The organism is Streptomyces sp. NPDC058092, from assembly GCF_042884935.1.
Lineage (GTDB): Bacteria > Actinomycetota > Actinomycetes > Streptomycetales > Streptomycetaceae > Streptomyces.
In genome coordinates, this window is record NZ_JBHVSY010000004.1 from 142303 (window position 1) to 169061 (window position 26759).

Below are 26759 nucleotides of genomic sequence, written 5' to 3' on the forward strand. Positions count from 1 at the left end.
CGCTCCGCCTTCCCGGTCCGCTCCGAACACGGAGCCGAGCCAAGGGACTTCAGTCGCCCGGCTCAGGATTCCGTCGGGTCCCCGTGGAGACGTACCGTGCCGAGGATCTTCATGATCGTCGAGTCCGGCAGCTCGTTCTTCACGCCCGTGGCGCCGTAGAGGCTCCACGCGACGAAGTCGCCCGCGGAGTTCTTGAAGCCGAACGTGATGGCCTTGCCGTCGCTCGCGCACTTGCCCTTCTGGGGCGTGTTTCTGGACCGGGCCCAGGCGATGCTGCCCTTGATGCCGGACTTCGTCGTGTACGGCCTCGCCGCCTTGTCGTGGATGATGCTCTTCGTGTCCGGCTGCGTATAACCGCCGTACACCCACCGTTCCACCTGGCCCAAGGCGGCATCGCCGGTGCTCCTGGCGCCACTGGCACCCTTGGTGCCTGTCGCCGCCAGCGCGGTGCTCGTGCTTTTTACGCGCCCGTTCTTCATGTCGTTGGACACGCACCAGCTTTCCTGGAGGACTGCCGGTGCGCCCATGACGATGATGACCTTGCCCCAGTTGTCGGGGTCGCTGTAGTCGACCTTGCTGTCCTCGAAGCCGATCAGCAGACCCGGCGACTTGACGTCCCAGTCCGGCGGTACGTCGAAGGCCGTCCCCCGCTTGGGGTTGATGACGACCTTCCAGCCCGGGACGGTCGGCCTTTCGGTCTCGCTGCCGCGCGGGTTGTCGGACGCCGGCGCCGAGGCCGTCGTGCTCTTCGAGGCAATCGCCGGCGCTTTCGTGTTCCTGCTGCCGCCGTTGGCGTTGACGTCCCTGTCGCTGCCCAGGAGCAGGAAGCCCGTGACGCCAACGGCTACGACCACGGTCGTGGCCGCAGCGATCGCGGCGGCCTTCGCCCGGTTCCCGCCGCCCCCGGGCGGCTGTCCTGACCACATGGTCGGTAACCGTAGTCCCTGGCTTTCCTGAGGGGGAGCCCTTCGGCAGGTGATCGACCAACTCGCCCGTGTCGTCGACGACACGGGCATGGACGTCTTCGCGTTCGGTGTCACCACCGACTTCCGGACCAAGCTGTTCCCCGGATCCCAGCGGCTGATCGAACTGGCCGACCGGGTCGAGGCCTTCCGGGGCGAAGCTCTCCGCTGGTGCGGTGCACGGGCCACGCACCACGCCCGTACGGTCGGCGGTGAGATGGTCGTCGAAGGCGCCCACGTGGTCGTGGGGGACGTCGACCAGCAGGCGGCGAGGTCGGTTACGAGGTGCTCTGCCGACGCCACCACCAGCGCAGGACGACCAGCGCGAGTGCCCGCGCGGGCTCCCTCCCGCCGGATGTGCTGCCCGTCACCTCCGCCTGAACCCGTCCCTCCGGGCGTCCGGCACGGATGCTTAGGATGACGCTGTGAACACGGTGAGCGGAACAGAGGCCGAGTCCGAACCGGGCCCACTGGGCAAGGTGCAGCCGCGGCAGCTGATCGTGACGGTCTACGGGCTGTACGCGCGTGACACCGGCGGCTGGATGTCCGTGGCCTCGCTGATCCAGCTGCTCGCCGACCTCGGCGTCGAGGCGCCGACCGTACGGTCCTCGGTCTCGCGGCTGAAGCGTGCCGGACTGCTCGAGGCCGAATCGGTGTCCGGAGCGGCCGGGTACCGGATCTCGCCCGAGACCGAGCGGATTCTGCGCGACGGCGATCCGCGCATCTTCGCGGCCCGAAGGGCCACCGTGGACGAGGGCTGGGTGCTGGTCGTCTTCTCCGTACCCGAGTCCGAACGCGCCAAGCGGCACACCCTGCGCACCCAGCTGACCCGGCTCGGTTTCGGTTCCGTGTCCGCCGGCGTGTGGATCGCACCGGGACATGTGCACGGCGAGGCGGAGGACATGCTGGCCCGGCACGGGCTGCGCTCGTACGCCGACCTCTTCCGGGCCGACTATCTCTCCGTGGCCGGGGGCGGGAACGGGGACCTGCCCGCGAAGGTGCGCTCCTGGTGGGACACCGTCCGGCTGCAGCGGCTGTACGTCGCATTCCTCGCGGCACACCGTCCGGTGGCCGAGCGGATCGCGGGCGGCAGCCCGGTGACGGACCGCGAGGCGTTCACGACGTACATCAGGGTCCTCACCGACTGGCGCCGGCTCGTCTACCTCGACCCCGGTGTCCCGCGTGAACTGCTGCCGGCCGAGTGGAGCGGAGCCGAGGCGTCCGAGCTCTTCGACGAGCTGCACACCCGGCTGGCCGACCCCGCCCACCGGCATGCGGAACGGTCCCGGACCGGCTGACCGGCCCCGCGCCCGGTGGCTCAGCGAGCGGCCGACCGTACGATCGTGAACATCGCGCCCTCCGGGTCCGCCACGGTCGCCATCCGGCCGTTCGACCCCTCCCGGGGCGGCTGCAGAACGTATCCGCCGAACTCCACCACGCGATGCGCCGCCTCGTCGGTGTCGTCGACCTCGAAGTACGTCATCCAGTGCGGGCCGCGGTCGCGCGGCAGGGCGTGGCCGACACCGTGCAGCGAGGCCACCGGACGGCCGTGCAGATGGAGGGTCTGGTAGTCGAAGTCGGCCGAGACGACCGCCTCCGCCTCATAGCCGAAAACCGTCTGGTAGAACTTGCAGACCGTCGACGTCTCGCGGGTCACCAGCTCGTTCCACACCGGTGTGCCGTGGGTGCCCGCGAGCGCCGTGCCGAGGTGTGCGGCGGCCTGCCAGATTCCGAAGACCGCGCCGCTGGGGTCGGAAGCGATGGCGAGCCGGCCCGCCTCACCCGCTTCACCCGAGTCGAGTGGCCCGACGGCGACCGTGCCACCGCAGGAGCGGATCAATTCCGCCGTGGCGTCGGCGTCGTCGGTGGCCAGATAGGTCGTCCAGGCGACCGGCAGATGGCGGTCGGGCGGCAACTGCCCGATGCCCGCGACCACTTTCCCGTCGATCAGCGCGCGGACGTACGGACCCAGCTGGTCCGGGCCGGGCACGAACTCCCAGCCGAACAGCCGGGCGTAGAAGTCCTGGGTCGTGCTCAGCCCGTGCACGAGCAGACTCACCCAGCAAGGTGTTCCGGGCGCGCGCCGGGCGGCAGCCTCCGTCATCGTCACTCTCTCCTCGGACCATCGTGGTGGCCGTACGGGCGGAACGGGGCCGGTGTGCCGTCATGCGGTACAGGATGTGTACGCCCCGTGGAGATGTTTGCACCACCCGGCGCACGATGTGCCCCGGCCGCGCCGTGCCTTCCGGGATCTCGACGGCGGGGGGCCGATTTGGTGTGAAACGTCCGTATGGGTGTGGTTACGGGTGGGGAGGCTCCTGCGCGAGGATGGCACCCATGAAGCCCATCATCACTGCATCCGAATGCGCGAGCGAGTCGGCGGGGCCACGTCCGCCGGTGCTCCTGGACGTACGTTGGCAGCTGGGCGGCCCGCACGGCCGCCCCGACTACGAGGCCGGGCACATCCCCGGTGCGGTCTTTGTCGATCTGGACGCGGAACTCGCCGGTCCGGCAGGCAGCGGCGGCCGTCACCCGCTGCCCGACCCGGAGGAATTCGGTGCGGTGATGCGCCGGGCCGGTGTCTCCCGGGACGCTCCGGTGGTCGTCTACGACGGTGGCCAGGGCTGGGCGGCGGCCCGCGCATGGTGGCTGCTGCGCTGGACGGGGCACGAGGACGTCCGGGTCCTGGACGGCGGCCTCGCGGCCTGGCGGGGGGATCTCGAGACGGAGATCCCGACGCCGGCCGAGGGCGACTTCCGGCCGGTCCCCGGTGCGCTGCCGTTGCTGGACGCGGACGGGGCGGCGGCGCTGGCCCGCTCGGGGCTGCTGCTCGACGCACGGGCCGCGGAGCGCTACCGGGGCGATGTGGAGCCGATCGACCGGGTGGGTGGCCATATCCCGGGTGCCGTGTCGGCGCCGACCTCCGAGAACACGGGGGGCGACGGCCGGTTCCTGCCCGCTCCATCGCTGGCGGCCCGCTTCAAGGGCCTCGGCGCGGACCGGGCGCCGGAGGTCGGCGTCTACTGCGGCTCCGGTGTCTCCGGCGCCCATGAGGTGCTGGCCCTGGCCGTCGCCGGGATCCCCGCGGCGCTGTACGCGGGCTCCTGGTCCGAGTGGTCCGCGGACGAGTCCCGCCCGGTAGCCAAGGGTCCCGACCCGCAGTAACGGAGCCCGCACCGGCCACCGCGACCGGAACCGCCGTAACAGGATCCGGTCGCACGGGGTGCACGCGGTGCGAAGAGCGGTGCACCCGGCGCGCCGGACGCATACGGCACGAGGGCCCGTACGCAACGGCGTACGGGCCCTCGTCATGCTGCGGTCACCCCGCCTCAGTCCTGCTTCTTCCGGCGCGTACCGAAGACGATCTCGTCCCAGCTCGGTACGGCGGCCCGGCGGCCCGGCCGGACGCCGTCCGCCTCGGCCTGGCGGTCCGTCGTACCGGTCAGCCGGTCGCGATGACCGGCCACCGCCCGCGGCATCAGCACATCCGCATAGGCGGAACCTGCGGAGGCCGCCGCGGCCGGCGGCTCGTCGGCCTCCGGCTCCTGCGTGGCGGGCTCGATGGCGGGCGGCTCGGGCGGCGCGGGACGCTCCGGCACCACCATGTCGCCGCGGAAGCTCGGCACCGCCTCCAACAGGCTGGTCAGCGAATCGCGCTCACTGGCCGAGATGCCACCGATGTGCTCCTCCGGCTCGGGCATCGGGACCGGGGGGCGCTCCATCTGGCGGTCCAGGGCGCGGTCCAGTGGCCGGTCCCGGGGCAGCCGGGCGATCCGGGGCACGAACGGGAAGCTCGGCTCGGGCGCGGCGACGTCGTCGGTCTCGCCGATCAGCGACCGGGCCTCGTCGTCCACGGCCTGGACCAGCCGGCGCGGCGCGTCGTACGTCCAGCTCGCCGAGTGCGGCTCGCCCGCGACCCGGTAGACCAGCAGGACCTCCCAGGTGCCGTCGTCACGGCGCCAGGAGTCCCACTGGACGGTCTCCTTGTCGGCGCCGCGCAGCAGCAACCGCTCCTGCACCGCCTCGCCGAGCTGGGGGCCGGTGTTCTCGCCGGGACGGCGTACGGGAGTCTTCCGGGCCCGCTCGGCCATGAAGGCGCGCTCCGCGAGCACGGGGCCCTCGAAGCGGCGGACACGGTCGACCGGAATCCCGGCGAACTGGGCGACCTCCTCCGCGGAGGCACCTGCTCGTATCCGGGCCTGGATGTCGCGGGGGCGGAGGTGGCTCTCCACCTCGATCTCGATCTGGCCGAGCCGCGCGCGGTCGTTGCGCACGGCGGCTCGCAGCCGCTCGTCGATCGGAAGCGTGTACTCCGTGCTGTCCGCAGCCTTGAGCACCAGTCGTGTGCCGTCGTTGGAGACGGCCACGACACGCAGTTCGGGCATGGGGACCTCCCGGGTGGTGCCTGCCGACGTCACGTGCGTCGCTGCTTCCGCTAGTCGAGTGTGGCCTGCCCGGGTGCAGCCTGCCACAACATTGCCGTGTTGCCCGGCGTGTCGGGCGTGAGCCCTTGATCGCCGGTATGACACGGTGACCTATTGTGCAACACAAAGTGACCGATGGTCGCCTCGTGTAGCCAGTCCCCGTGCGATGCCGTGGCGCCGCCGGATCGAGTGCCTCCTTCGGCCCCCTCCCGAAGATCCCGGACACCCACATGGGAGTCCGGCCTCAGGGCTCGCCACAGTACTCCATTCGGGCCATGTGGGTGGACCGCCGCGCCGCCGAACTTCTCGTGAGGTGCGGGAGCCGAGTCGCCCGTACGGGTGCGGGGCGCCCTTCGTGCGTGTCCTGCTTCACAGAATCTCCCGAAGCGGAACTATTCACTTCGCTCACATGTCCCTTCCTGTTGCATGGTGGGAGAGATGTCAATCAAGGGCTGGAAATGGTGCAGAAGCCGGAAAGTGACATAGAACCCAAGGAAAGGCGTATAGATCTGAGCCTGCCTCAGGTGGCGGGCAGTGCCGTGGCGGCGGTCGCGGCAGCGGTGGCGGCCTCTCAGCTGGGCGTGTACGGAACGATCCTCGGCGCCGGAGTGATGAGCGTCGTCGCCACCTGCGGCGGTTCGCTCTTCCAGCACTTCTTCCGCCGCACCGGGGAACAGATCCGCGAGGTGACGGTCCAGGCGAAGCAACCGGGCCGTGAGGTGACCGTACAGACGCGTGGGACGAGCGACCCGCGTGCGGCGCAGGGGGCGCGACGACCACCGGCCGGAACGCCTGACGGAGCCATGGACGCGACCACGATGATGCGCGCCGTGGACGCCGCGACTGTGCGCGGCGAGACGGACGCCACGACCGTGCTGCGCAACGTGGCGGACGATCCGGACCGTACGCGGCTGCTGAGGCCGCTCGACGGGACGCGGTTGCTCACCACGGTCCGTCCGGAGCCGGACGAGGAGTTCTCCGAAGCCACTACCCACGGCACCCGTATCCGGGGCTGGAAGCGGTCGGCGCTCGGGGCGGCCGTGGTCTTCGCCGTGACGATGGCCGGGATCACCACGTTCGAGCTGGTCTCCGGCAATGACCTGAGCGGCGGTCAGGGAACCACCGTCGGCTCCGTCGTACGCGGGGAGCGGGGCACCGGGTCGAACGACCCGGCACCGTCGACCGGCACCGACCCCGGCCAGGAGCGGAGCCCGGGCCAGGAGAGCGGCGCGACACCCGGTACGGACTCACAGGGCGGGCAGAGCCGGAACCCGGACTCCGGTCAGGGCGACCGTTCCCCGGCCGATCCGACGCCCAGCCCCACGCCGTCCGGCAACACCGGACAGACGAACCCGTCCCCGGCGGCCACGCCGTCCCCGGCGGTGCCCGTCCCCGGCGCCAGCGCCGACCCGAACCCCACGGGTGCGGGCGTCGCCCCGGCGCAGGGAGACCGCACCACCACGGGCACGGGCACCGGACAGTGAAGGCCCGCGCCGCTCAGTCGCCCAGCACCCGGCGCAGATAGTCGTTGCCGAACAGCCGGTCCGGGTCCAGCCGGTCGCGTACGGCGGTGAACTCGCCGAACCGCGGGTACACCCCGGCGAGGTACTCGGCGTCGCGGGTGTTGACCTTGCCCCAGTGCGGGCGGCCGGCGTGGGCGGTCATGATCCGCTCGACGGCCGTGAAGTACGCCTGGTAGGGCGTGCCCTTGTACAGATGGACGGCGATGTACGCGCTCTGACGGCCCGAGGCCGTGGAGAGCGCGATGTCGTCCGCGGGGGCGGTGCGCACCTCCACCGGGAAGCTGATCCGCAGCGGCGAACGCTCCACCATCGCCTTGACCTCGCGCAGCGCCTCCACGGCGGCCTCGCGCGGCAGCGCGTACTCCATCTCCACGAAACGGACCCGGCGCGGACTCGTGAAGACCTTGTACGGGATGTCGGTGTACGTACGGGCGGACAGGGCACGACTGGAGAGCTTGGCGATCGACGGAATGGTGGCGGGGACCGTCCGACCGAGCGAACACGCCACCTGGAAGATCCCGTTGGAGAGGAGCTCGTCCTCGATCCAGCCGCTGACCCTTCCGGGCGGGGCGGCGGGGCCCGCGCTGCGGTTGTTGCGCTTGGTGTTGCAGTTGCCCGTGTGCGGGAACCAGTAGAACTCGAAGTGCTCGTTGTCGGCGACCAGCTCGTCGAAGCCGGCCGTGACCCGGTCGAAGCTCATCGGTTCCTCACGGGCCGTCAGCAGGAAGACCGGTTCCACGGCGAAGGTGAGCGCCGTGACGACACCCAGGGCGCCGAGCCCGATCCGGGCGACGGCGAAGATGTCGGCGTTCTCCTTCTCGGAACAGGTCAGCACCGTGCCGTCGGCCGTGACCAGTTCGAGGGCGCGGATCTGCGCGGATATGGACGCCGAGTCGCGGCCGGTGCCGTGGGTGCCGGTCGAGGTGGCCCCGGCGACCGTCTGCTCCATGATGTCGCCCATGTTGGTGAGCGACAGGCCCTCCCGTGCCAGGGCGGTGTTCAGCCGCTTCAGCGGAGTGCCGGCCTCGACGGTCACGGTCATCGCCTCGCGGTCGATCTCCCGGATGCCGGTGAGGAGATCGGGGCGGATCAGTACGCCGTCGGTGGCCGCCGCCGCGGTGAAGGAGTGTCCGGTGCCGACCGGCTTCACCCTCAGGCCGTCCTCGGACGCCCGGCGCAGCACTTCGGCGAGCTCCGCCACGGAGGCGGGGCGCGCGGTCCGTACCGGACGGGAGCTGACATTCCCCGCCCAGTTACGCCACGCGTTCGTCGTCGTCCGTGCGTCGGTGTCGGTCATCTTCCGCGCGCCCTTCCGTAGGAACCGGCCCGCCGAGCCGGCGATACCCCAGGAACGCCACCGCGGCCGCGAGCGCTCCCGCCACGGCGGGCACCGCGTACCCCGCCTCGGCTCCGGACGCGTCGACGACCCAGCCGGCGGCCGAGGAGCCGAGCGCGACACCGACGGCGAGCCCGGTGCTGGTCCAGGTCATGCCCTCGGTCAGTTTCGTGCGCGGTACGTGCTGCTCGACGAGGGCCATGGTGGTGACCATCGTCGGTGCGATGGCGAGGCCCGCGACAAAGAGCGCCACGGCCAGAAACGGGAGGCTCCCGGCCAGTTGGAGGGGGATCATACTCACGGCCATCGCGCACACGCCCACCAGCCACCGGGTGGACGCCTTCCCCTTGAGGCGCAGCAGGCCGAAGACGGCGCCGGCCAGGCAGGAGCCCAGCGCGTACACGGCCAGCACGAGGCTCGCCACGGCCTTGTGGCCCTGTTCCTCGGCGAACGCCACCGTCACCACGTCGACGGCCCCGAAGATCGCACCGGTCGCCACGAACGTCACCACGAGCACCTGGAGGCCCCGGGCGCGCAGCGCGGTGCCGTCGGTGTGCTGCTCGCGCGGATGCGGCACCGGCTCGGTGGCGCGCTGCGCGGTCAGCCAGAAGACACCGACCAGCAGGAACCCTGCGGCGAGAAGCGGCCCCGCCTCGGGGAACCAGGCGGTGGACAGGCCGATCGAGATGATCGGCCCGAAGATGAAGCACACCTCGTCGACGATCGACTCCCACGAGTACGCGGTGTGCAACTGCTGCGGCGAACCGCGGTAGATCTCCGCCCAGCGCGCCCGGATCATCGAACCCACGCTGGGAACGCAGCCCGCGCCCGCCGCGAAGACGAAGAGCGACCAGTCCGGCAGCCGCTGCTGCGCGCAGATCAGCAGACCGGCCACCGCCGCCAGCGCGACGAAAGCGGCGGGACGCAGAACGCGGCGTTGCCCGTGCCGGTCGACGAGCCGGGAGATCTGCGGCCCGATCACCGCCGCCGACATCGCCAGCGTCGCGGAGAGCGCACCGGCGAGCCCGTAACGGCCGGTGAGCTGCGAAACCATGGTCACCACGCCGATGCCCATCATGGACAGCGGCATCCGGCCGAGGAATCCGGCCGCCGAGAACCCCTTGGTGCCGGGGGCGGCGAAAATCGCGCGGTAGGGACTGGGCAAGGAAGGCTCCGGAACAGCGTGATCGCACGCGCCTGTAATGCGTGAATGTGGCCGGTACAGCTTACGGTCGGGGTGGCCGGTCCGACACCGGGGCCGGCCGGGGAACCGACGTCGGTGGGAGGGCTGTCCGAGGCGAGTGGCAGGATCGCTGTCATGTCCGATCTGCGCGATCCCGCTCCCTACGACGCCCTGCTGCTGCTCTCCTTCGGCGGCCCCGAAGGCCCGGACGACGTGGTCCCGTTCCTGGCCAACGTGACCCGTGGCCGCGGCATCCCCGAGGAGCGGCTGAAGGAGGTCGGCAAGCACTACTTCCTGTTCGGCGGCGTCAGCCCGATCAACGCCCAGAACAGAGCCCTGCTGGACGCCCTGCGCAAGGACTTCGCGGCACACGGACTCGACCTGCCGGTGTACTGGGGCAACCGCAACTGGGCGCCGTACCTCACCGACACCCTGCGCGAGATGATCACGGACGGGCACCGCCGCGTCGCCGTCCTCGCCACCAGCGCCTACGCCTCGTACTCGGGCTGCCGGCAGTACCGCGAGAACCTCGCCGAGTCACTGGCCACCCTGGAGGCCGAGGGCCTGCCCGTGCCCCGGGTCGACAAGCTCCGGCACTACTTCAACCATCCCGGTTTCGTACGGCCCATGGTGGACGGTGTCCTCGCCTCCCTGGCCGATCTCCCCGAGGACGTACGGGCCGGAGCACACCTCGCGTTCACCACGCACTCCATCCCCACCACCGCCGCCGACACCTCCGGCCCCATGGCGCAGCACGGCGACGGCGGCGCCTATGTCGCCGAGCACCTGGACATCGCCCGCCTGATCGTCGACGCGGTGCGCGAGGAGACCGGCGTCGAGCACCCCTGGCAGCTCGTCTACCAGTCGCGCAGTGGCGCCCCGCACATCCCGTGGCTGGAGCCCGACATCTGCGACCACCTGGAGACGCTGCACGGAGACGGCGTCCCCGCAGTGGTGATGGCCCCCATCGGTTTCGTCTCGGACCACATGGAAGTGCTGTACGACCTCGACACGGAGGCCACCGCGAAGGCCGCGGAGCTCGGGCTTCCGGTGCGCAGGTCCGCGACCGTGGGCGCCGATCCGCGGTTCGCCGCGGCCGTGCGCGACCTGGTGCTGGAGCGCGCCGCCACCGAACAGGGGCGTGGCGCGCAGCGGTGCGCGCTGGGAGCGCTCGGCCCGAGCCATGACCTCTGCCCGGTCGGCTGCTGTCCGGCCCGGGCCTTCAAGCCCGCCGCCGCGGGCGCCGACAGCCCGTACGCGTAGCCCCTGCCGTATGCCTGGAGACCCTGGAGCGCCGTGACCGACCCGAACCTGTCCGAACTGCTCGACCTCGCCCTGGAGGCCGCCCGCCGCGCCGGTGCGCTGCTGCGCGACGGACGCCCCGCCGACCTCGGGGTGGCCGCGACCAAGTCCAGCCCGATCGACGTCGTCACCGAGATGGACATCGCTGCCGAGAAGCTGATCACCGGCTTCCTGACCGAGCGCCGCCCCCAGGACGGCTTCCTCGGCGAGGAGGGGGCCAGCGCCGAGGGCAGCAGCGGTATCCGCTGGGTCATCGACCCGCTCGACGGCACCGTGAACTACCTGTACGGACTGCCCACGTGGGCCGTCTCCATCGCCGCCGAACGGGACGGCGAGCGGGTCGTGGGCGTGGTGGAGGCCCCGATGCGCGGTGAGACGTACCGGGCGGTGCTCGGCGGCGGCGCCCACGCGAAGGGCGGCGTGTACGGCGAGGGCGCCGCACTGCGCTGCCGGCCCGCGCCGCCGCTCGACCAGGCGCTCGTCTCGACCGGCTTCAACTACGTCGGCCACGTCCGTGCGCACCAGGCGGACGTGGCCCAGCAGCTGATCCCGCGGCTGCGCGACATCCGGCGCAGCGGTTCCGCCGCCGTGGACCTCTGCGATGTGGCCGCGGGGCGCCTCGACGGCTACTACGAGCGCGGGCTCCACCCGTGGGACCTGGCGGCCGGTGACCTCATCGCCCGCGAGGCGGGGGCGTACACCGGCGGCCGTCCCGGGCTACCCGCCGACGGAGACCTGACGGTCGCGGCGACGCCGGGTGTCTTCGAGCCGCTGCAGGCCCTGCTGGAGGAGCTCGGCGCCTGGCACGACTAGAACCGGTCGTCCGGGTCCTCCCGGCGCGCGAGAAGGGCCCCTGAGCCGTATCCGGCATCAGGGGCCCTTCTCGCGCGGCTCAGGCGCTGGTGGCGCCGATTTCGACGCCGTGCTCGGCGGCGAGGCGGTGCAGGTCGTCCAGCTCGCCCTGCTCGACATCCGCGAGGAAGTCGTCGCCCGTCTCCCGAGCTTTCGTGAGGTCGGACTCGGTGGTCTTGATGCGTTGCAGCAGACCGGCGGTGAAAGCGTCCATAATGCGCCCCCTCATCGTGGGTCGGTGGCACGGGGGTGTGCCCGGGTTTCCCTCCGCACGGAGGCGGTAGGGCGGGTGATCACGCGCTCTCCGGGGACGGAGTGGCCTGTGGCACGCCACATTCGAGGCGTGATCGCGGGTGTGCATGCGTCCTCCCCGGCACCAAGCTCAGAGAAACCTCAACTGGCCCGGAAATCCTGTGGATTCCCCGGGGCCCGGGCGGGCGAGCGTCGTCTTACCGCCGGTTTATACGCGTTGCGGGCAGGATGGAGCAGCACAGACCGATGCTGATGAGCGGCCCGCATCACGGACCGTGGGCACATCGAGACGTTCTGAAGTTACCTATGTACTGAAGTTTCTAAGGAAGGACAGCGCCGTGCGCGTACTCGTCGTGGAGGACGAGCAACTGCTCGCCGATGCGGTGGCCACCGGATTGCGCCGTGAGGCCATGGCCATCGATGTCGTGTACGACGGTGCCGCGGCCCTGGAGCGCATCGAGGTCAACGACTACGACGTCGTGGTGCTGGACCGGGACCTCCCCCTGGTGCACGGCGACGACGTCTGCCGGCGGATCGTCGAGCTGGGCATGCCCACCCGGGTGCTCATGCTCACCGCGTCCGGGGACGTCAGCGACCGGGTGGAGGGCCTGGAGCTGGGCGCCGACGACTATCTGCCCAAGCCGTTCGCCTTCAGCGAGCTCACTGCGCGGGTACGGGCCCTGGGCAGGCGTGCGACGGTGGCGCTGCCGCCCGTCCTGGAGCGCGCCGGGATCAAGCTCGACCCCAACCGCCGCGAGGTCTTCCGGGGCGAGACCGAGATCCAGCTCGCGCCGAAGGAATTCGCCGTGCTGGAGGTCCTGATGCGCAGCGAGGGCGCGGTCGTCTCGGCCGAGCAGCTGCTGGAGAAGGCCTGGGACGAGAACACCGACCCGTTCACCAATGTCGTCCGCGTGACCGTCATGACGCTGCGCCGCAAACTCGGCGAGCCGCCGGTGATCGTCACCGTGCCCGGCTCCGGCTACCGGATCTGACGGCCGATGCCCACCGTCCCCGCGCCGCCGACGACGCCCCCGAAGCCCACTTGGGAGCCCAAACAGCAGGAGCCGCCCTACTGGCTGCGCCCGACCATCCGGATACGGCTCACGCTGCTGTACGGCGGCATGTTCCTGATCGCGGGCATCCTGCTGCTCTCGATCATCTACATGCTGGCCGCCCAGGCCCTCCATGTGGGCAGCGAGCTACCGTTCAAGATCGTGAGCGGCCAGGTCACCAGCGACGTCTGCAACTTCAACGAGAAGTCCACGCCCGACGCCTTCAACGCGGCCATGAACACCTGCGTCAACCACCAGCGCCAGCGTGCGCTGGACACCCTCCTGAACCGGTCGCTGCTGGCCCTGGTCGGCCTCAGCGTCATCGCCTTCGCCTTCGGCTACGCCATGGCGGGCCGGGTGCTCTCCCCGCTGGGCCGGATCACCCGCACCGCCCGCCGGGTGGCCGGAACCGATCTGTCCCGCCGGATCGAGCTGGACGGGCCGGACGACGAGCTGAAGGAGCTCGCCGACACCTTCGACGAGATGCTCGACCGCCTGGAGCGGGCCTTCACCGCCCAGCAGAGATTCGTCGGGAACGCGTCGCACGAACTGCGCACCCCGCTCGCCATCAACCGCACGCTGCTCGAGGTCCATCTCTCCGATCCCCAGGCCCCGCCGGAGCTGAAGCAGCTCGGCAAAACGCTGCTGGCCACCAACGAGCGCAGCGAGCAGCTGGTCGAGGGCCTGCTGCTGCTCGCCCGCAGTGACAACCAGATCGTCGAGCGCAAACCCGTCGACCTCGCCGAGGTGGCCTCGCGCGCGATCGACCAGACGCGCGGCGAGGCCGAGGAGCGCGGCGTGGAGATCCGCGGCGAGCGGGCCCCCGCCGTCGTCCAGGGCAACGGCGTCCTGCTGGAACGGATCGCGCTGAACCTCGTACAGAACGCCGTGCGCTACAACGTCCCGGAGCAGGGCTGGGTGGAGGTCACCACCGAGCTGCAGTCCGGCCAGGCCGTGCTGGTGGTCTCGAACACGGGACCCGTGGTGCCCGCCTACGAGATCGACAACATCTTCGAGCCCTTCAGGCGGCTCCGTACGGAGCGAACGGGCAGCGACAAGGGGGTGGGGCTCGGCCTGTCCATCGCGCGGTCCGTGGCGCGCGCTCACGGCGGCCGTATCCTCGCAGAACCCCGCGAGGGGGGTGGTCTTGTGATGCGTGTCTCACTTCCGGCCTGACGGGCCGGGCGGAGCGATCCGCACGCGAATTGCTTTGTTCGCTTTGAGCGGAATTTTCGGGACCTGCGCCCAGAGCGGGCGTGTGTGATCGATCACAGGAGCGAATTCAGGCACGTCAACGCTCCGTGATCAGGGCCTTCACCGGAAAACCCACAAAAGTCGGGGTTTTCGGGGCCCGATATCACGGGAAGTACACGGGGTGGCGCCCGTGAAGCGCGAGACCGGGACCGTGTACGGTCCCCATCGCCACCCAAGCCGATCGCTCGCGAGCGGTCCTTTTGGGTGTCGATTGAGTAACAGACCTTGATGTGAGGCAAAATCTCCGCCTCGGGTCGGGCACAAGTCCGGCCTCTCACGCGTTACGAGCGCTGAGACACCGCAGACACCCAGAGGGGGAGAGCGACATGGCAACGGATTACGACACCCCACGCAAGACCGATGACGACGTCGACCAGGACAGCCTTGAAGAGCTCAAGGCACGCCGGAGCGACAAGACGGCGTCCGCCGTCGACGTCGACGAGTTCGACGCGGCCGAAGGACTGGAACTGCCCGGCGCAGACCTGTCCAACGAAGAACTGGCCGTAAGGGTCCTGCCCAAGCAAGCCGACGAGTTCACGTGCATGAGCTGCTTCCTCGTGCACCACAGGAGCCAGCTTGCACGCGAGAAGAACGGCCAGCCGATCTGCCGCGACTGCGACTAGGTCGAGCCGACCGTGGCAGGCGACACACCGTTCCGGAAGCGACGCTTGCGGCGCAAAAGGTCGTCGGAGGCGAATCAGGGCGGCACAGGCCCGGCAGAAGGCGTAGCAGCGCCTGCTGAGCGGGCCGCCCTGCCACCCTCCCCGGGTGAGCGGGACGGCGAGCGGGGCCGGTGGGCCTCGCTCGAAGCGGTCACGGCAGCCGAAGGAAAAGAAGAAGTCGACACGGCCGATGGGGCCGGACAGGTCGACAGGACGGAGCCCGTGACCGGGGCAGGCCGTCTGAGTTCAGTGAAACGGGGAGCACGCAAGGGCGGGGAGAGCGCCAGGGCCGCGATCGGTCATATCGCCGACCTGATCATCCAGAACGCTCCCCGCATCCCTGTGCGCGATCTCGCCACCCTGCGCAAGCAGTTCCCTGGCTTCGGGCCCGAGGAGCTCGCCGACAAGCTCATAGCAGGGGCGAGCAGAGCCACCGCAACCGTCGGCGCCGGTATCGGCGCGGCGGCCATGATGCCCGTACCGCCCGCCATGCTCGCCGAGCTGGCGGCGGAGATCAGCGGTGTGGCCGCGATCGAGATGAAGCTCATCGCCGAGCTGCACGAGGTCTACGGGCTGCGCCCACCGGGCGGGATCACCCAGCGTTCCGGCGCCTACCTCACGTCCTGGACGGAGGAGCGCGGCATCGACGTCACCCACCCGGCGACGGTCGACGCGGCGCTGGGCGGCCGGATGAAGCGTGAGCTGCGCCAGCAGATCGCGAAGCGCATGGTGCGCGATCTGCCGAATCTCGTCCCGTTCCTGGTCGGCGCCGCCGTCGGCGCGATGATGAACCGGCGCGACACCAGAAAGCTTGCCGAACGGGTCAGGAAGGACCTGCGCAAGCGCCAGATCCCCTGGGACCGGCTTCCGCAGCAGCCTCCGCCGGAGAGGCCGGGCCTCGGGCGGAAGGAACTGCCGGGCGAGCCGGAGCCCTAGGGTCTAAGCCCCTACCGCACTGAGCGCCGCGACCAGGGCCTGCGGCTCGCGGGTCGACAGATAGACGTACGGCGTCGGGTCCTGCGGGTCGGTGACCTCCACCCGGACCGCCGTCGGGATGTAGCTGCGCAGCAGCATGAACGCACGGGCGTCAGCCTTGTACGAGCGCCACGCGCGGGCCTCCTCCGCGTCCAGCACCTCGGCCTCGCCGAGCGCCGTCAGCGGGATCCGCGCGTCACCGGCCACCAGGGCACCCGCGACCACGCGGATCCTGGCCGAGCCGTACGAGCTCACCGCGACCGCCGACAGGGCCGTGCCGCCCACCAGGCCGGCCAGCAGCGGCAGGGTGCCGAGCGGGAGCAGCATCAGGGCACAGGCGATGCCGACCAGGAAGGCGATGAGCCACCACGAACGGGGCGCGGTCAGTCGTTCGTCGAAGGGCGGGGTGGAAGGCTGCATGAACCCAAGCTTGGCACGGCGCGACCCCCGGGTGGCCGCGCGGGTAAGGTCTGCGCCTGTGAGTGGAACATCTGCGGCTCTGAAGCCCCCGGTCGGCGCGGTGAAACCGGTCCGACACCCCGAAGCCCCGGCCCCCGGCGAACTCCTCGGCGCGCACTACGAACACTGTTTCGGCTGCGGCGAAGGACAGCGGCACGGGCTGCACCTCCAGGCGCGGGCCGGCGAGGGGGTCGGTGTCACCGCCGAGTTCACCGTGCAGGCCGCCCACCAGGGCGCCCCGGGCCTGGCGCACGGGGGCATTCTGACCACCGCGCTGGACGAGACGCTCGGCTCGCTGAACTGGCTGCTGCGGGTGATCGCGGTGACCGGGCGGCTGGAGACCGACTTCGTGCTGCCGGTCCCGGTGGACACCGTGCTGCACCTCGACGCCGAGATCACCGCCGTGCACGGCCGGAAGATCTACTCCCGGGCGACCGGCCGGATCGGCGGGCCGGACGGACCCGTGGCGGTCCGTGCCGAGGCCCTCTTCATCGAGGTCAAGGTCGACCACTTCATCGAGAACGGCCGTCCGGCCGAGATCCGGGCGGCGATGGCCGACCCGGACCAGGTCAAGCGCGCTCGCGCGTTCGAGGTGAACCCCTGATGCGCCGTCCCGTGGACGTACTGATCCGCCGTGTCGACCCGGAGGTGCCGATTCCGGCCTATGGGCACCCGGGCGACGCCGGGGTCGATCTGGTGACCACCGAGGCCGCCGAACTTGCCCCGGGCGAGCGGGCCGTGCTGCCCACCGGGGTGTCGATCGCGCTGCCCGACGGGTACGCCGCGTTCGTGCACCCGCGGTCCGGCCTCGCCGCACGCTGCGGAGTCGCACTCGTGAATGCCCCGGGGACGGTTGATGCCGGGTACCGTGGAGAGATCAAGGTGATCGTCATCAATCTCGACCCGCGCGAGCCCGTGCGGTTCGAGCGGTTCGACCGGATTGCCCAACTGGTCGTTCAGCAGGTCGAGAAGGTGCGCTTCCACGAGGTGGCGGAGCTTCCCGGCTCGGCTCGCGGCGAGGGAGGCTTCGGTTCCACCGGAGGCCACACTTCCGGTGATGTTGATGGCGTCAGGGGCGGGAATACCCAGGGCGGGAACAGCTACGCTTCGGTCGTACCCGACCGGGAAGGACAGTGACGTGTTCGGACGTCGCAAGAAGAGTGGTTCCGCCGAGGACGTGGCGGACGAAGCGCGCGAGGCCGAGCAGGTCGTCGACGAGCTCGATGACGCCGATGGGGCCGACAGCGGCTCGCGTCGGGTGAATCTCCCGCCGGCGCCGCGGCCGGACGGACCGTGGGACATCACCGAGGTCTCCCAGCCCGGCGAGGGCCGGGTCGACCTGGGCGGCATCTTCGTGCCCGGCGTCGAGGGCATGGAGCTGCGCGTCGAGGTGGCCGGTGACGCGATCGTCGCGGCGACCGTGGTGCTGCGCGACAGCGCTATCCAGCTGCAGGCCTTCGCCGCCCCCAAGAAGGAGGGCATCTGGGGCGAGGTCCGCGAGGAGATCGCCTCGGGCATCACCCAGCAGGGCGGGATCATCGACGAGGTCGAGGGCCCGCTGGGCTGGGAGCTGCGAGCCCAGGTCCCCGTACAGCTCCCGGACGGGACGAACGGCGTGCAGCTGGTGCGCTTCGTCGGCGTCGACGGGCCGCGCTGGTTCCTGCGCGGAGTGATCTCCGGCCAGGGCGCCGTACAGCCGGAGGCGGCGGGGCTGCTGGAAACGGTCTTCCGGGACACCGTGGTCGTCCGCGGCGAGGGCCCGATGGCGCCGCGCGACCCGATCGTCCTCAAGCTCCCCGACGACGCTCAGATGGTGCCCGAGGGCGTCCAGCAGGAGAGCCAGGAGAACTCGAAGTTCTCCGGAGGCATGGGCCAGCTCCAGCGCGGACCCGAGATCACCGAGGTGCGCTGAGCCGAGCCGGACAGCCGCCCGGTACAGCTTCAGGCCGGTGGGCCGTACCCCCTTTCAAGGGGGTAGGCCCACCGGCCTTTCCGCTGCCCCGGGCCGGTTCCGGAGAGCGCACAAAAGGGGCGCGTATGGGGCGCGTATGAGGCACGTATGCGGGCCGTCAAGGGCCCGGCGTTCCCCGTAAGGAAGCCATCAACGCAGGCCGCGACGCCTTTGACGCGAGGTTTGCTCATGAGGTCCGAGAATCCGTACCTCATCTAGGAGCACACGATGGCCGACGTGGCCTTCGTCGTCACCACGATCGCGGTGTTCGCGTTGGTGGCTCTCATCGCCAAGGGGGTGGCCAAGCTGTGACCGCCGAAAACGTCGTCGGCCTCGTCGTGGCCGTAGCCCTGCTGGGCTATCTCGTCCTCGCCCTCCTGTACCCGGAGAGGTTCTGAGCCCGATATGAGCCCCGTCCTTGCCGGCATGCTCCAGGTCCTCGCGCTCGTCGCGGCGCTGGGACTTGCGTACCGACCGCTCGGCGACCACATGGCCGGCGTCTACTCCTCGAAGAAGCACCTTCGCGTCGAGAAGTGGATATACAAGGCCATCGGCGCCAACCCCGACACGGAGATGCGCTGGACCGCGTATCTGCGCGGGGTCCTCGCCTTTTCCGCGGTGAGTGTTCTCTTCCTCTATCTGCTGCAGCGGCTCCAGGGTGCTCTGCCCGGTTCGCTCGGCTTCGCCTCGATCGACCCCGACCAGGCGTTCAACACGGCTGCGTCGTTCGTCGCGAACACCAACTGGCAGTCGTACGCGGGCGAGCAGGCCATGGGCCATGTCGTCCAGACCGGCGGCCTCGCGGTGCAGAACTTCGTCTCGGCCGCCGTCGGCATCGCCGTCGCGGTCGCGCTCGTACGGGGCTTCGCCAGGTCCCGTACCGGTGAGCTGGGCAACTTCTGGTCAGACCTGGTGCGCGGCACCGTACGGATCCTGCTTCCGATCGCCGTGGTCGGCGCGTTGGTGCTGGTCGCCTGCGGTGCCATTCAGAACTTCGCCGGCATCCATGAGGTCGGCCAGTTCATGGGCGGCTCCCAGCAGTGGAACGGTGGCGCCGTGGCCTCCCAGGAGGTCATCAAGGAGCTGGGTACGAACGGCGGCGGCTACTTCAACGCCAACTCGGCCCACCCGTTCGAGAACCCCAACGGGCTGTCCAACCTGTTCGAGATCTTCCTCATCCTGGTCATTCCGTTCGCGCTGACGCGGACGTTCGGCCGGATGGTCGGCTCGCTGAGGCAGGGTTACGCGATCCTGGCGGCGATGGGCGTCATCTGGCTGGGCTTCACCACTCTGATGATGTGGACCGAGTTCGCTCACCACGGACCCGCCTTCGACATCGCGGGCGGGGCGATGGAGGGCAAGGAGACCCGGTTCGGGATCGCCGGTTCGTCGATCTTCGCCGTGGCCACCACGCTCACCTCGACCGGTGCGGTGAACTCGTTCCACTCCTCGTACACGGGATTCGGCGGCGGGATCACGATGCTGGGCATGCAGCTCGGCGAGATCGCGCCCGGCGGTGTCGGCTCCGGCCTCTACGGCATGCTGATCATGGCGGTCATCGCGGTGTTCATCGCGGGTCTGATGGTCGGCCGTACGCCCGAGTACCTCGGCAAGAAGATCGGCACCCGCGAGATCAAGCTCGCGGCCTGCTACATCCTGATCACCCCGGCGCTGGTGCTCTGCTTCACCGCCGCGGCGATGGCCCTGCCCACCCCGCCCCACTCGATGCTGAATTCCGGTGCGCACGGATTCTCCGAGGTGCTGTACGCGTACACCTCGGGTGCGAACAACAACGGTTCGGCGTTCGCCGGGCTGAACGCGGACACGCAGTGGTTCAACACGACGATCGGACTCGCGATGCTGCTGGGCCGGTTCCTGCCGATGGTGTTCGTACTTGCGCTGGCCGGCTCGCTCGCCGAGCAGAAGCCCGTACCGGCGACCGTGGGAACCCTGGGCACGCACAAGCCGCTCTTCAGCGGGCTGCTGGTCGGCACGATCCTGATCATCACCGGGCTGACCTACTTCCCGGCCCTGGCGCTGGGGCCGCTGGCCGAAGGGCTGGCGTCATGACCACCCGTACGAAGCAAGAGGACTCGATGTCCACTGTCACCCCCACCCGGGCACCGCACCAGGACACGCCCACGGGTCACCAGAGCGAAGGACGCGTCGGCGGGGGCCTGTTCGACCCCAAGCAGTTGCTGAAGTCCTTCCCCGACGCCGTACGCAAGCTCGACCCCCGGGTGATGGTCAAGTCCCCGGTGATGTTCGTGGTGCTGATCGGTTCGGTGTTCACCACCGTGCTGGCCTGCCTGGACCCGGGCGACTGGTTCGGCTGGGCGATCGCCGTCTGGCTGTGGCTGACCACGATCTTCGCCAACCTGGCGGAGGCGGTCGCCGAGGGCCGCGGCAAGGCGCAGGCCGACACCCTGCGCAAGGCCAAGACCGACACCGTGGCCCGGCGGATGACCGGCAGGAACGAGGAGCGGGTGCCGGGCACCGAGCTGCGCGTCGGTGATCTGGTGGTCTGCGAGGCCGGCGACATCATTCCCGGCGACGGAGACGTCGTCGAGGGTGTCGCGAGCGTGGACGAGTCCGCGATCACGGGGGAGTCGGCGCCGGTCATCCGGGAGTCCGGCGGCGACCGCAGTGCCGTCACCGGCGGTACGAAGGTGCTCTCCGACCGGATCGTCATCAAGATCACCACCAAGCCCGGTGAGACCTTCATCGACCGGATGATCGCCCTCGTCGAGGGCGCCGCCCGGCAGAAGACACCCAATGAGATCGCGTTGAACATCCTCCTCGCGTCCCTCACCATCGTCTTCCTGCTCGCCGTCGTCACCCTTCAGCCCTTCGCGATCTACGCCGGCCAGAAGCAGTCGATGATCGTGCTGACCGCCCTGCTGGTCTGCCTGATCCCGACGACCATCGGCGCCCTGCTCTCCGCGATCGGCATCGCCGGCATGGACCGCCTCGTCCAGCGCAACGTGCTCGCGATGTCGGGGCGTGCCGTCGAGGCCGCCGGAGACGTCTCGACCCTGCTGCTCGACAAGACCGGCACCATCACGCTCGGCAACCGTCAGGCCGCCGAATTCGTTCCCGTCAAGGGCACGACCGAGGCCGAGCTGGCGGACGCGGCCCAGTTGTCCTCCCTGGCCGACGAGACGCCCGAGGGCCGCTCGATCGTCGTGCTCGCCAAGGAGAAGTACGGGCTGCGCGAACGCCACCAGGGCGAGCTGCGGCAGGCCGAATGGGTCGCCTTCACCGCCCAGACGCGGATGTCGGGCGTGGACGTCGACGGACGCAGGGTCCGCAAGGGCGCGACCGGTTCGGTCGTCGCCTGGGTCAAGGGGCGGGGCGGCAGTGTCTCGCCGGACGCGCAGGCGCTCACCGACCGGATCTCCGAGGCAGGCGGCACGCCGCTGCTGGTGGCCCTGGAGGACGAGCACGGCGCCCGCGTCCTGGGCGTCATCCACCTCAAGGACGTAGTCAAGGAGGGCATGCGGGAGCGGTTCGACGAGCTGCGCCGGATGGGCATCAGGACGGTCATGATCACGGGCGACAACCCGCTGACCGCGAAGGCCATCGCCGAGGAGGCGGGGGTCGACGACTTCCTCGCCGAGGCCACGCCCGAGGACAAGATGGCCCTCATCAAGCGGGAGCAGGCGGGCGGCAAGCTCGTCGCGATGACGGGCGACGGCACCAACGACGCGCCCGCGCTGGCCCAGGCGGACGTCGGCGTGGCCATGAACACCGGAACCTCGGCCGCCAAGGAAGCCGGGAACATGGTGGACCTGGACTCCAACCCGACCAAGCTGATCGAGATCGTCGAGATCGGAAAACAGCTGCTCATCACCCGTGGTGCGCTGACGACCTTCTCGATCGCCAACGACGTCGCGAAGTACTTCGCGATCATCCCGGCGATGTTCGCGGTGGTCCACCCGGGCCTGGACAAGCTCAACATCATGCAGTTGTCCTCGCCCCAGTCCGCGATCCTGTCCGCCGTCGTCTTCAACGCGCTGATCATCATCGCGCTGGTCCCGCTCGCCCTGAAGGGCGTGCGCTACCGGCCCAGCAGCGCCGACTCGATGCTCCGGCGCAACCTCGGGATCTACGGGCTCGGCGGACTGGTCGCCCCGTTCATCGGCATCAAGATCATCGACCTGATCATCTCCCTCGTCCCCGGGCTGAACTGAATTTAGGAATCGGCTGACCTGCCATGAACAACTCCGTAGCAAACACCGCCCGGTTGCTCTGGGCCGGGCTGCGTGCCCTGCTCGTCCTCACCGTCGTATGCGGCGTGCTCTACCCGCTCGCCGTCACCGGGGTCGCCCAGGGCATCTTCCCCGACAAGGCCAACGGCTCCGAGATCAACGCGAACGGCAAGGCCGTCGGCTCCGAACTCATCGGCCAGCGCTACGACCTGCCGCTGAAGGAGGGGCAGCAGACCGCGGCCCCGGACCTCAGGTGGTTCCAGCCGCGCCCGTCCGACGGCCTCGGCACCAACAGCGTCAACACCCGGTACAAGCTGATCCTCTCCGGCGCGACCAACCGCTCCGGCGACGACAAGGAACTCATCGACCGGGTCACCGCCGCCAAGGCCGCCGTCGTCAAGGACAACTCCGTCCCCGGCCACCCCATCAGCCCTGCCGACGTGCCGGCCGATGCCGTCACCTCGTCGGGCTCCGGCCTCGACCCCGCCATCTCCCCGGCGTACGCAGAGCTCCAGGTGCGCCGCGTCGCCGAGCGCAACCACCTCGGTGTCGCCCAGGTGGAGAAGCTCGTCGAGCAGCACACGGACGGCCGGATTCTCGGTTTCGTGGGAGAGCCGCGGGTCAACGTCCTCCAGCTCAACATCGCGCTCAAGCAGCTGGTGAACAAGGGCTGAGAACCTCCAGGAGGCTCGGGGAGCCTGACGACACCTCGGTGCCGTCAGGCTCCTTCGGCGCTTCTTCGGGCTTCCTTCGGTGTTGGTTCCGCGCGCCCGTCCGGGCGGCCGGCGAGCCCAGGCTGCCCGGGTAGAGGTACTTCTCCGACGGGATGACCGTGCCGTCGGCCCAGGCCCCGAAGAGGCCCTTGAGGTCCTTGCCCGAGACCTTCGCCGCCAGCGCCTCGAACTGCCGGAACGAGGCGTTGCCGTACGCGTGGTCACGGGTCCAAGTCCTGAGCGTCCGGAAGAACGCGTCGTCACCCACCGTGCGCCGCAGGGCGTGCAGCAGGGTGTCGCCGTCCAGGTGGCCTGTGCGCGCCGGGTCGTAGGCGATACGGACGTCGTGGTGCGACACGTCGTAGCCGGAGTTGCCGTCGTCGGGGAAGTACGGGTCGCCGACGCCCGGACCGCCGATCGCGGCCGAGGCGGGGACGGCGGTCAGCGCGACGCCGCTCACGGCCGCGGCCACCAGGGCGGCAGGGGTTCTGCGGCGTCGGGGCGTGCCCGTGCGGTTGCGCACGGCGGACCCGCGCGAGCGTGAGGACCGGGTGGCGCTGCTGCTGTCCATGGTCGCCCTCGCCGACCATGCCGCTCAGTGCCCCGGAGATCTCTCCGGCGGCCGGCAGCAGCGCGTCGCGATCGCCCGCGCACCGGTTAATCGCCCCGCGCTGCTGATCGCGAACGTCTGACGGGGCAACTCGACGCGGAGACCGGGCTCGCGGTGGTGGAGCTGCTGCGGGCGGTGGTACGGAGCGAGGGGGCACCGCGCTGGTCGCGAGGCACGACGCGCAGCTGCTGGGGTCGGCGGACCGGGTGCTGGAGCTGAGCGACGGGCACATCGTCGAGCACGAGTAGCGGGGAGAGGGCGACGCCGCCCCGCCGGACCGGCCCGCCGGGCCCCGGTCCGGGCGTCAGAATCCTGTCAATTCGGTCCCTCACCGCACCCCCCGTCCTATATGCCGGGAATCCTCGGGGTAGCTTCGAACCGGCTGCCGCATCGGCCGCAGCCGGTTCAGAGAAGACAATGGGGCCATGGCACGCGGCAAGCTACGGATCTACCTGGGTGCGGCACCCGGCGTCGGCAAGACGTACGCGATGCTCTCCGAGGCCCACCGACGCGTGGAGCGGGGCACCGACTGCGTCGTCGCCTTCGTCGAACACCACGACCGCCCGCGCACCGAGGTGATGCTGCACGGCCTGGAGCAGATCCGGCGGCGCGAGATCGAGTACCGCTCCGCCGTCTTCACCGAGATGGACGTCGACGCGGTACTGGAACGCGCCCCGGCCGTCGCCCTGGTGGACGAACTGGCGCACACCAACGTGCCGGGCTCCCGCAACGCCAAGCGCTGGCAGGACGTCGAAGAGCTCCTCCAGGCCGGCATCGACGTGATCTCCACCGTCAACATCCAGCACCTGGAATCACTCGGCGACGTCGTCGAGGCCATAACCGGCGTACGGCAGCGCGAGACCGTCCCCGACGAGGTCGTCCGCAGGGCCGACCAGCTCGAACTCGTCGACATGTCGCCCCAGGCGCTGCGCCGCCGGATGGCCCACGGCAACATCTACAAGCCGGACCGGATCGACGCGTCCCTGTCCAACTACTTCCGCCCCGGCAACCTGACCGCCCTGCGCGAGCTGGCCCTCCTCTGGGTCGCCGACCGGGTCGACGAATACCTTCAGCAGTACCGCGGCGAGCACAACATCCGCACCACCTGGCAGGCCCGCGAACGCATCGTCGTCGGACTCACCGGCGGTCCCGAGGGCCGTACGCTCATCCGCCGCGCGTCCCGGATGGCGGCCAAGGGCTCCGGCAGCGAGATCCTCGCCGTCTACATCGCCCGCAGCGACGGACTGACCTCCGCCTCGCCCAAGGAACTCGCCGTCCAGCGCACCCTCGTGGAGGACCTCGGCGGCACGTTCCACCATGTCATCGGCGACGACATACCGTCGGCCCTCCTCGAATTCGCCCGTGGGGTGAACGCCACGCAGATCGTCCTCGGCTCCAGCCGACGCAAGGCCTGGCAGTACATCTACGGACCGGGCGTGGGCGCCACGGTCGCCCGCGATTCCGGCCCCGACCTGGACGTCCACATCGTCACCCACGAAGAGGTCGCCAAGGGCCGCGGGCTGCCCATCGCGCGCGGTGCCCGGCTGGGCCGGGTCCGGATCATCTGGGGCTGGCTGGTCGGGGTGGGCGGCCCGGCCCTTCTCACGCTGCTCCTGACCGGCCTGGACAGCGGCCCCGGGCTCGCCAACGACGTCCTGCTCTTCCTCTTCATGACCGTGGCGGCGGCCCTGATCGGCGGGCTGCTGCCGGCCCTCGCCTCGGCCGCCGTGGGCTCGCTGCTGCTGAACTACTGGTTCACCCCGCCCACCCATACGCTGACCGTCCAGGATCCGGAGAACTTCGTCGCCATCGTGATCTTCTTCGCGGTGGCTGTCTCGGTCGCCTCGGTCGTCGATCTGGCGGCCCGCCGTACCCACCAGGCCGCCCGGTTGCGCGCCGAATCGGAGATCCTCTCCTTCCTGGCGGGCAGTGTGCTGCGCGGCGAGACCACCCTGGACGCGCTCCTGGACCGGGTCCGCGAGACCTTCGGCATGGAGTCCGTCGCCCTGCTGGAGCGGCAGAGCGACGTCGATCCGTGGACCTGCGCCGGGAGCGTCGGGCCGGCCCCGGTGGCCCGGCCGGACGACGCCGACGTGGACATGCCCGTCGGCGACCACATGGCGCTCGCGCTCTCCGGCCGGGTGCTGCCCGCCGAGGACCGCCGGGTGCTCGGCGCGTTCGCCGCCCAGGCCGCCGTCGTACTGGACCGGCAGCGCCTGGTCGGCCAGGCGGAGCAGGCCCGGCGGCTCGCCGAGGGGAACCGGATCAGGACCGCGCTCCTCGCCGCCGTCAGCCACGACCTGCGTACCCCGCTCGCCGCCATCAAGGCCGCCGTCAGCTCTCTGCGCTCCGACGACGTCGCCTGGTCCGACGAGGACGAGGCGGAACTCCTGGAGGGCATCGAGAACGGTGCCGACCGCCTCGACCACCTTGTGGGCAACCTCCTGGACATGTCCAGGCTGCAGACCGGCACCGTCACCCCGCTGATCCGCGAGATCGACCTCGACGAGGTGGTCCCGATGGCGCTCGGCGGCGTCCCCGAGGGCAGCGTGGACCTGGACATCCCCGAGACCCTGCCGATGGTCGACGTCGACCCCGGGCTGCTGGAGAGGGCCGTCGCCAACATCGTCGAGAACGCGGTCAAGTACAGCCCTTACGGCGAACGCGTCAACGTGGCCGCCAGCGCGCTCGGCGCCCGTGTCGAGCTACGGGTGGCCGACCGCGGCCCCGGCGTCCCCGACGACGCCAAGGAGCGCATCTTCGAGCCCTTTCAGCGCTACGGCGACGCCCCGCGCGGCGCGGGCGTCGGACTGGGCCTCGCCGTCGCCCGCGGCTTCGTGGAGTCCATGGGCGGCACGCTGGACGCCGAGGACACCCCCGGCGGCGGCCTCACCATGGTGCTGACGCTCAAGGCGGCATCGGGATACGTTCCGGTCAGCCCCGACCTGTCCGCGCAGGTCACCTCATGACCTCGCAGGCCACCTCATGATCTCCGCAGCGTCCCGGGAGATCGCCGTACAGCAGAAAGGCAGGGCCCC

Annotated in this window: 25 protein-coding genes and 2 pseudogenes; 19 read left to right on the plus strand and 8 right to left on the minus strand. The window is 70.4% G+C overall.

The genetic code is table 11. The annotated features are described in order from the left end of the window. Nucleotides 1-62: 62 nt before the first annotated feature. The gene (locus ACFVV1_RS08940) at nt 63-926 is read right to left on the minus strand and encodes a hypothetical protein (protein WP_389986708.1); all 864 of its coding nucleotides are present in this window, start codon (nt 924-926) and stop codon (nt 63-65) included. Nucleotides 927-978: 52 nt separating this feature from the next. Here ACFVV1_RS08940 and ACFVV1_RS08945 point away from each other — a divergent pair. Both ACFVV1_RS08945 and ACFVV1_RS08950 read left to right on the plus strand, forming a co-directional pair. Continuing rightward, nucleotides 979-1343: pseudogene (locus ACFVV1_RS08945) on the plus strand (thymidine kinase); the annotation flags it as partial. A gap of 44 nt (nt 1344-1387) precedes the next feature. Continuing rightward, nucleotides 1388-2260, plus strand: a complete 873-nt coding sequence (locus ACFVV1_RS08950) for a PaaX family transcriptional regulator C-terminal domain-containing protein (protein WP_389986711.1) — start codon at nt 1388-1390, stop codon at nt 2258-2260. Nucleotides 2261-2280: 20 nt separating this feature from the next. Here ACFVV1_RS08950 and ACFVV1_RS08955 read toward each other — a convergent pair whose 3' ends face one another. Further along, on the minus strand, nt 2281-3066 hold the full coding sequence (locus ACFVV1_RS08955; RefSeq protein ID WP_389986714.1) for a VOC family protein: 786 nt from the start codon (nt 3064-3066) through the stop codon (nt 2281-2283). 233 nt (nt 3067-3299) lie between these two features. Between ACFVV1_RS08955 and ACFVV1_RS08960 the strand changes: the two genes are divergently transcribed. Continuing rightward, nucleotides 3300-4127: a sulfurtransferase gene (locus ACFVV1_RS08960; protein ID WP_389986717.1), complete on the plus strand. Its 828-nt coding sequence runs from the start codon at nt 3300-3302 to the stop codon at nt 4125-4127. 164 nt (nt 4128-4291) lie between these two features. On the opposite strand, the gene sepH is transcribed toward ACFVV1_RS08960, so the two are convergent. After that, complete coding sequence (sepH, locus tag ACFVV1_RS08965) at nt 4292-5347, minus strand: septation protein SepH (RefSeq protein WP_389986719.1); 1056 nt, start codon at nt 5345-5347, stop codon at nt 4292-4294. 497 nt (nt 5348-5844) lie between these two features. Here sepH and ACFVV1_RS08970 point away from each other — a divergent pair, with 497 nt between their 5' ends. Further along, the gene (locus ACFVV1_RS08970) at nt 5845-6870 is read left to right on the plus strand and encodes a hypothetical protein (RefSeq protein WP_389986722.1); all 1026 of its coding nucleotides are present in this window, start codon (nt 5845-5847) and stop codon (nt 6868-6870) included. Nucleotides 6871-6883: 13 nt separating this feature from the next. Here the strand turns inward: ACFVV1_RS08970 and ACFVV1_RS08975 are convergent, their stop codons facing one another. Continuing rightward, nucleotides 6884-8206, minus strand: coding sequence for a D-arabinono-1,4-lactone oxidase (locus ACFVV1_RS08975; RefSeq protein ID WP_389986725.1), 1323 nt, complete (start codon nt 8204-8206; stop codon nt 6884-6886). Then, a complete protein-coding gene (locus ACFVV1_RS08980; protein WP_389986728.1) occupies nt 8163-9410 on the minus strand; it encodes an MFS transporter in 1248 nt (415 codons plus the stop codon). Before ACFVV1_RS08980 ends, ACFVV1_RS08975 begins: the two co-directional genes overlap by 44 nt. Nucleotides 9411-9563: 153 nt before the next feature. Between ACFVV1_RS08980 and ACFVV1_RS08985 the strand changes: the two genes are divergently transcribed. Both ACFVV1_RS08985 and ACFVV1_RS08990 read left to right on the plus strand, forming a co-directional pair. Continuing rightward, on the plus strand, nt 9564-10691 hold the full coding sequence (locus ACFVV1_RS08985; RefSeq protein WP_389986731.1) for a ferrochelatase: 1128 nt from the start codon (nt 9564-9566) through the stop codon (nt 10689-10691). Nucleotides 10692-10724: 33 nt separating this feature from the next. Then, nucleotides 10725-11543 (plus strand): inositol monophosphatase family protein, encoded by an 819-nt coding sequence (locus tag ACFVV1_RS08990; RefSeq protein WP_389986734.1) that lies wholly within the window; start codon nt 10725-10727, stop codon nt 11541-11543. A gap of 79 nt (nt 11544-11622) precedes the next feature. Here ACFVV1_RS08990 and ACFVV1_RS08995 read toward each other — a convergent pair whose 3' ends face one another. Next, entirely contained in the window at nt 11623-11796 is a 174-nt protein-coding gene (locus ACFVV1_RS08995) for a hypothetical protein (protein ID WP_266749192.1), read from the minus strand. A gap of 376 nt (nt 11797-12172) precedes the next feature. On the opposite strand from ACFVV1_RS08995, the gene ACFVV1_RS09000 reads away from it, so the two are divergent. The 4 genes from ACFVV1_RS09000 (at nt 12173) to ACFVV1_RS09015 (ending at nt 15738) form a co-directional block, all read left to right on the plus strand. Further along, a complete protein-coding gene (locus ACFVV1_RS09000; RefSeq protein WP_389986739.1) occupies nt 12173-12826 on the plus strand; it encodes a response regulator transcription factor in 654 nt (217 codons plus the stop codon). A gap of 6 nt (nt 12827-12832) precedes the next feature. Then, on the plus strand, nt 12833-14062 hold the full coding sequence (locus tag ACFVV1_RS09005; protein ID WP_389986742.1) for a sensor histidine kinase: 1230 nt from the start codon (nt 12833-12835) through the stop codon (nt 14060-14062). Nucleotides 14063-14466: 404 nt separating this feature from the next. Next, nucleotides 14467-14763: a DUF4193 domain-containing protein gene (locus tag ACFVV1_RS09010; protein WP_003965732.1), complete on the plus strand. Its 297-nt coding sequence runs from the start codon at nt 14467-14469 to the stop codon at nt 14761-14763. A gap of 12 nt (nt 14764-14775) precedes the next feature. Further along, a complete protein-coding gene (locus ACFVV1_RS09015; RefSeq protein WP_389986745.1) occupies nt 14776-15738 on the plus strand; it encodes a hypothetical protein in 963 nt (320 codons plus the stop codon). Between the two features lie 3 nt (nt 15739-15741). On the opposite strand, the gene ACFVV1_RS09020 is transcribed toward ACFVV1_RS09015, so the two are convergent. Continuing rightward, on the minus strand, nt 15742-16197 hold the full coding sequence (locus ACFVV1_RS09020) for a DUF3093 domain-containing protein (protein ID WP_389986747.1): 456 nt from the start codon (nt 16195-16197) through the stop codon (nt 15742-15744). A 58-nt stretch (nt 16198-16255) separates the two neighbouring features. On the opposite strand from ACFVV1_RS09020, the gene ACFVV1_RS09025 reads away from it, so the two are divergent. From ACFVV1_RS09025 to ACFVV1_RS09055, 7 genes are all read left to right on the plus strand, one after another. Then, nucleotides 16256-16840: a PaaI family thioesterase gene (locus ACFVV1_RS09025; protein WP_389986749.1), complete on the plus strand. Its 585-nt coding sequence runs from the start codon at nt 16256-16258 to the stop codon at nt 16838-16840. Further along, nucleotides 16840-17373 carry a dUTP diphosphatase gene (gene dut, locus ACFVV1_RS09030; protein ID WP_389986752.1) on the plus strand — a complete coding sequence of 178 codons (534 nt, stop codon included), beginning with the start codon at nt 16840-16842 and terminating at the stop codon, nt 17371-17373. Before ACFVV1_RS09025 ends, dut begins: the two co-directional genes overlap by 1 nt. Nucleotide 17374: 1 nt before the next feature. Beyond that, nucleotides 17375-18148: a DUF3710 domain-containing protein gene (locus tag ACFVV1_RS09035; protein ID WP_389986755.1), complete on the plus strand. Its 774-nt coding sequence runs from the start codon at nt 17375-17377 to the stop codon at nt 18146-18148. Nucleotides 18149-18495: 347 nt separating this feature from the next. After that, nucleotides 18496-18585, plus strand: a complete 90-nt coding sequence (gene kdpF, locus ACFVV1_RS09040; RefSeq protein ID WP_037777601.1) for a K(+)-transporting ATPase subunit F — start codon at nt 18496-18498, stop codon at nt 18583-18585. A 7-nt stretch (nt 18586-18592) separates the two neighbouring features. Next, entirely contained in the window at nt 18593-20257 is a 1665-nt protein-coding gene (kdpA, locus tag ACFVV1_RS09045) for a potassium-transporting ATPase subunit KdpA (RefSeq protein ID WP_389986758.1), read from the plus strand. Continuing rightward, nucleotides 20254-22380 (plus strand): potassium-transporting ATPase subunit KdpB, encoded by a 2127-nt coding sequence (gene kdpB, locus ACFVV1_RS09050; protein WP_389986761.1) that lies wholly within the window; start codon nt 20254-20256, stop codon nt 22378-22380. The genes kdpA and kdpB overlap by 4 nt, the downstream gene beginning before the upstream one ends. A gap of 23 nt (nt 22381-22403) precedes the next feature. Next, nucleotides 22404-23072 (plus strand): potassium-transporting ATPase subunit C, encoded by a 669-nt coding sequence (locus ACFVV1_RS09055; protein WP_389986764.1) that lies wholly within the window; start codon nt 22404-22406, stop codon nt 23070-23072. On the opposite strand, the gene ACFVV1_RS09060 is transcribed toward ACFVV1_RS09055, so the two are convergent. After that, a complete protein-coding gene (locus tag ACFVV1_RS09060) occupies nt 23047-23634 on the minus strand; it encodes a hypothetical protein (RefSeq protein WP_389987338.1) in 588 nt (195 codons plus the stop codon). The genes ACFVV1_RS09055 and ACFVV1_RS09060 overlap by 26 nt on opposite strands. Between ACFVV1_RS09060 and ACFVV1_RS09065 the strand changes: the two are divergent. Together ACFVV1_RS09065 and ACFVV1_RS09070 are read left to right on the plus strand one after the other, a co-directional pair. Then, nucleotides 23612-23969: pseudogene (locus ACFVV1_RS09065) on the plus strand (ATP-binding cassette domain-containing protein); the annotation flags it as partial. The gene ACFVV1_RS09060 and the pseudogene ACFVV1_RS09065 overlap by 23 nt on opposite strands. A 177-nt stretch (nt 23970-24146) precedes the next feature. Beyond that, the gene (locus ACFVV1_RS09070) at nt 24147-26690 is read left to right on the plus strand and encodes an ATP-binding protein (RefSeq protein WP_389986767.1); all 2544 of its coding nucleotides are present in this window, start codon (nt 24147-24149) and stop codon (nt 26688-26690) included. Nucleotides 26691-26759: the final 69 nt, after the last annotated feature.

Excerpts from the sequence above, each read along its gene's own strand:
- ACFVV1_RS09005 (WP_389986742.1), top strand. The coding sequence starts at position 12,833 with ATGCCCACCGTCCCCGCGCCGCCGACGACGCCCCCGAAGCCCACTTGG.
- ACFVV1_RS08995 (WP_266749192.1), bottom strand. The coding sequence starts at position 11,796 with ATGGACGCTTTCACCGCCGGTCTGCTGCAACGCATCAAGACCACCGAG.
- ACFVV1_RS09020 (WP_389986747.1), bottom strand. The coding sequence starts at position 16,197 with ATGCAGCCTTCCACCCCGCCCTTCGACGAACGACTGACCGCGCCCCGT.
- ACFVV1_RS08960 (WP_389986717.1), top strand. The coding sequence starts at position 3,300 with ATGAAGCCCATCATCACTGCATCCGAATGCGCGAGCGAGTCGGCGGGG.
- ACFVV1_RS08940 (WP_389986708.1), bottom strand. The coding sequence starts at position 926 with ATGTGGTCAGGACAGCCGCCCGGGGGCGGCGGGAACCGGGCGAAGGCC.
- ACFVV1_RS09055 (WP_389986764.1), top strand. The coding sequence starts at position 22,404 with ATGAACAACTCCGTAGCAAACACCGCCCGGTTGCTCTGGGCCGGGCTG.
- ACFVV1_RS09010 (WP_003965732.1), top strand. The coding sequence starts at position 14,467 with ATGGCAACGGATTACGACACCCCACGCAAGACCGATGACGACGTCGAC.
- kdpA (WP_389986758.1), top strand. The coding sequence starts at position 18,593 with ATGAGCCCCGTCCTTGCCGGCATGCTCCAGGTCCTCGCGCTCGTCGCG.
- dut (WP_389986752.1), top strand. The coding sequence starts at position 16,840 with ATGCGCCGTCCCGTGGACGTACTGATCCGCCGTGTCGACCCGGAGGTG.
- ACFVV1_RS08975 (WP_389986725.1), bottom strand. The coding sequence starts at position 8,206 with ATGACCGACACCGACGCACGGACGACGACGAACGCGTGGCGTAACTGG.
- ACFVV1_RS09070 (WP_389986767.1), top strand. The coding sequence starts at position 24,147 with ATGGCACGCGGCAAGCTACGGATCTACCTGGGTGCGGCACCCGGCGTC.
- ACFVV1_RS08955 (WP_389986714.1), bottom strand. The coding sequence starts at position 3,066 with ATGACGGAGGCTGCCGCCCGGCGCGCGCCCGGAACACCTTGCTGGGTG.
- kdpB (WP_389986761.1), top strand. The coding sequence starts at position 20,254 with ATGACCACCCGTACGAAGCAAGAGGACTCGATGTCCACTGTCACCCCC.
- ACFVV1_RS08985 (WP_389986731.1), top strand. The coding sequence starts at position 9,564 with ATGTCCGATCTGCGCGATCCCGCTCCCTACGACGCCCTGCTGCTGCTC.
- sepH (WP_389986719.1), bottom strand. The coding sequence starts at position 5,347 with ATGCCCGAACTGCGTGTCGTGGCCGTCTCCAACGACGGCACACGACTG.
- ACFVV1_RS08970 (WP_389986722.1), top strand. The coding sequence starts at position 5,845 with ATGGTGCAGAAGCCGGAAAGTGACATAGAACCCAAGGAAAGGCGTATA.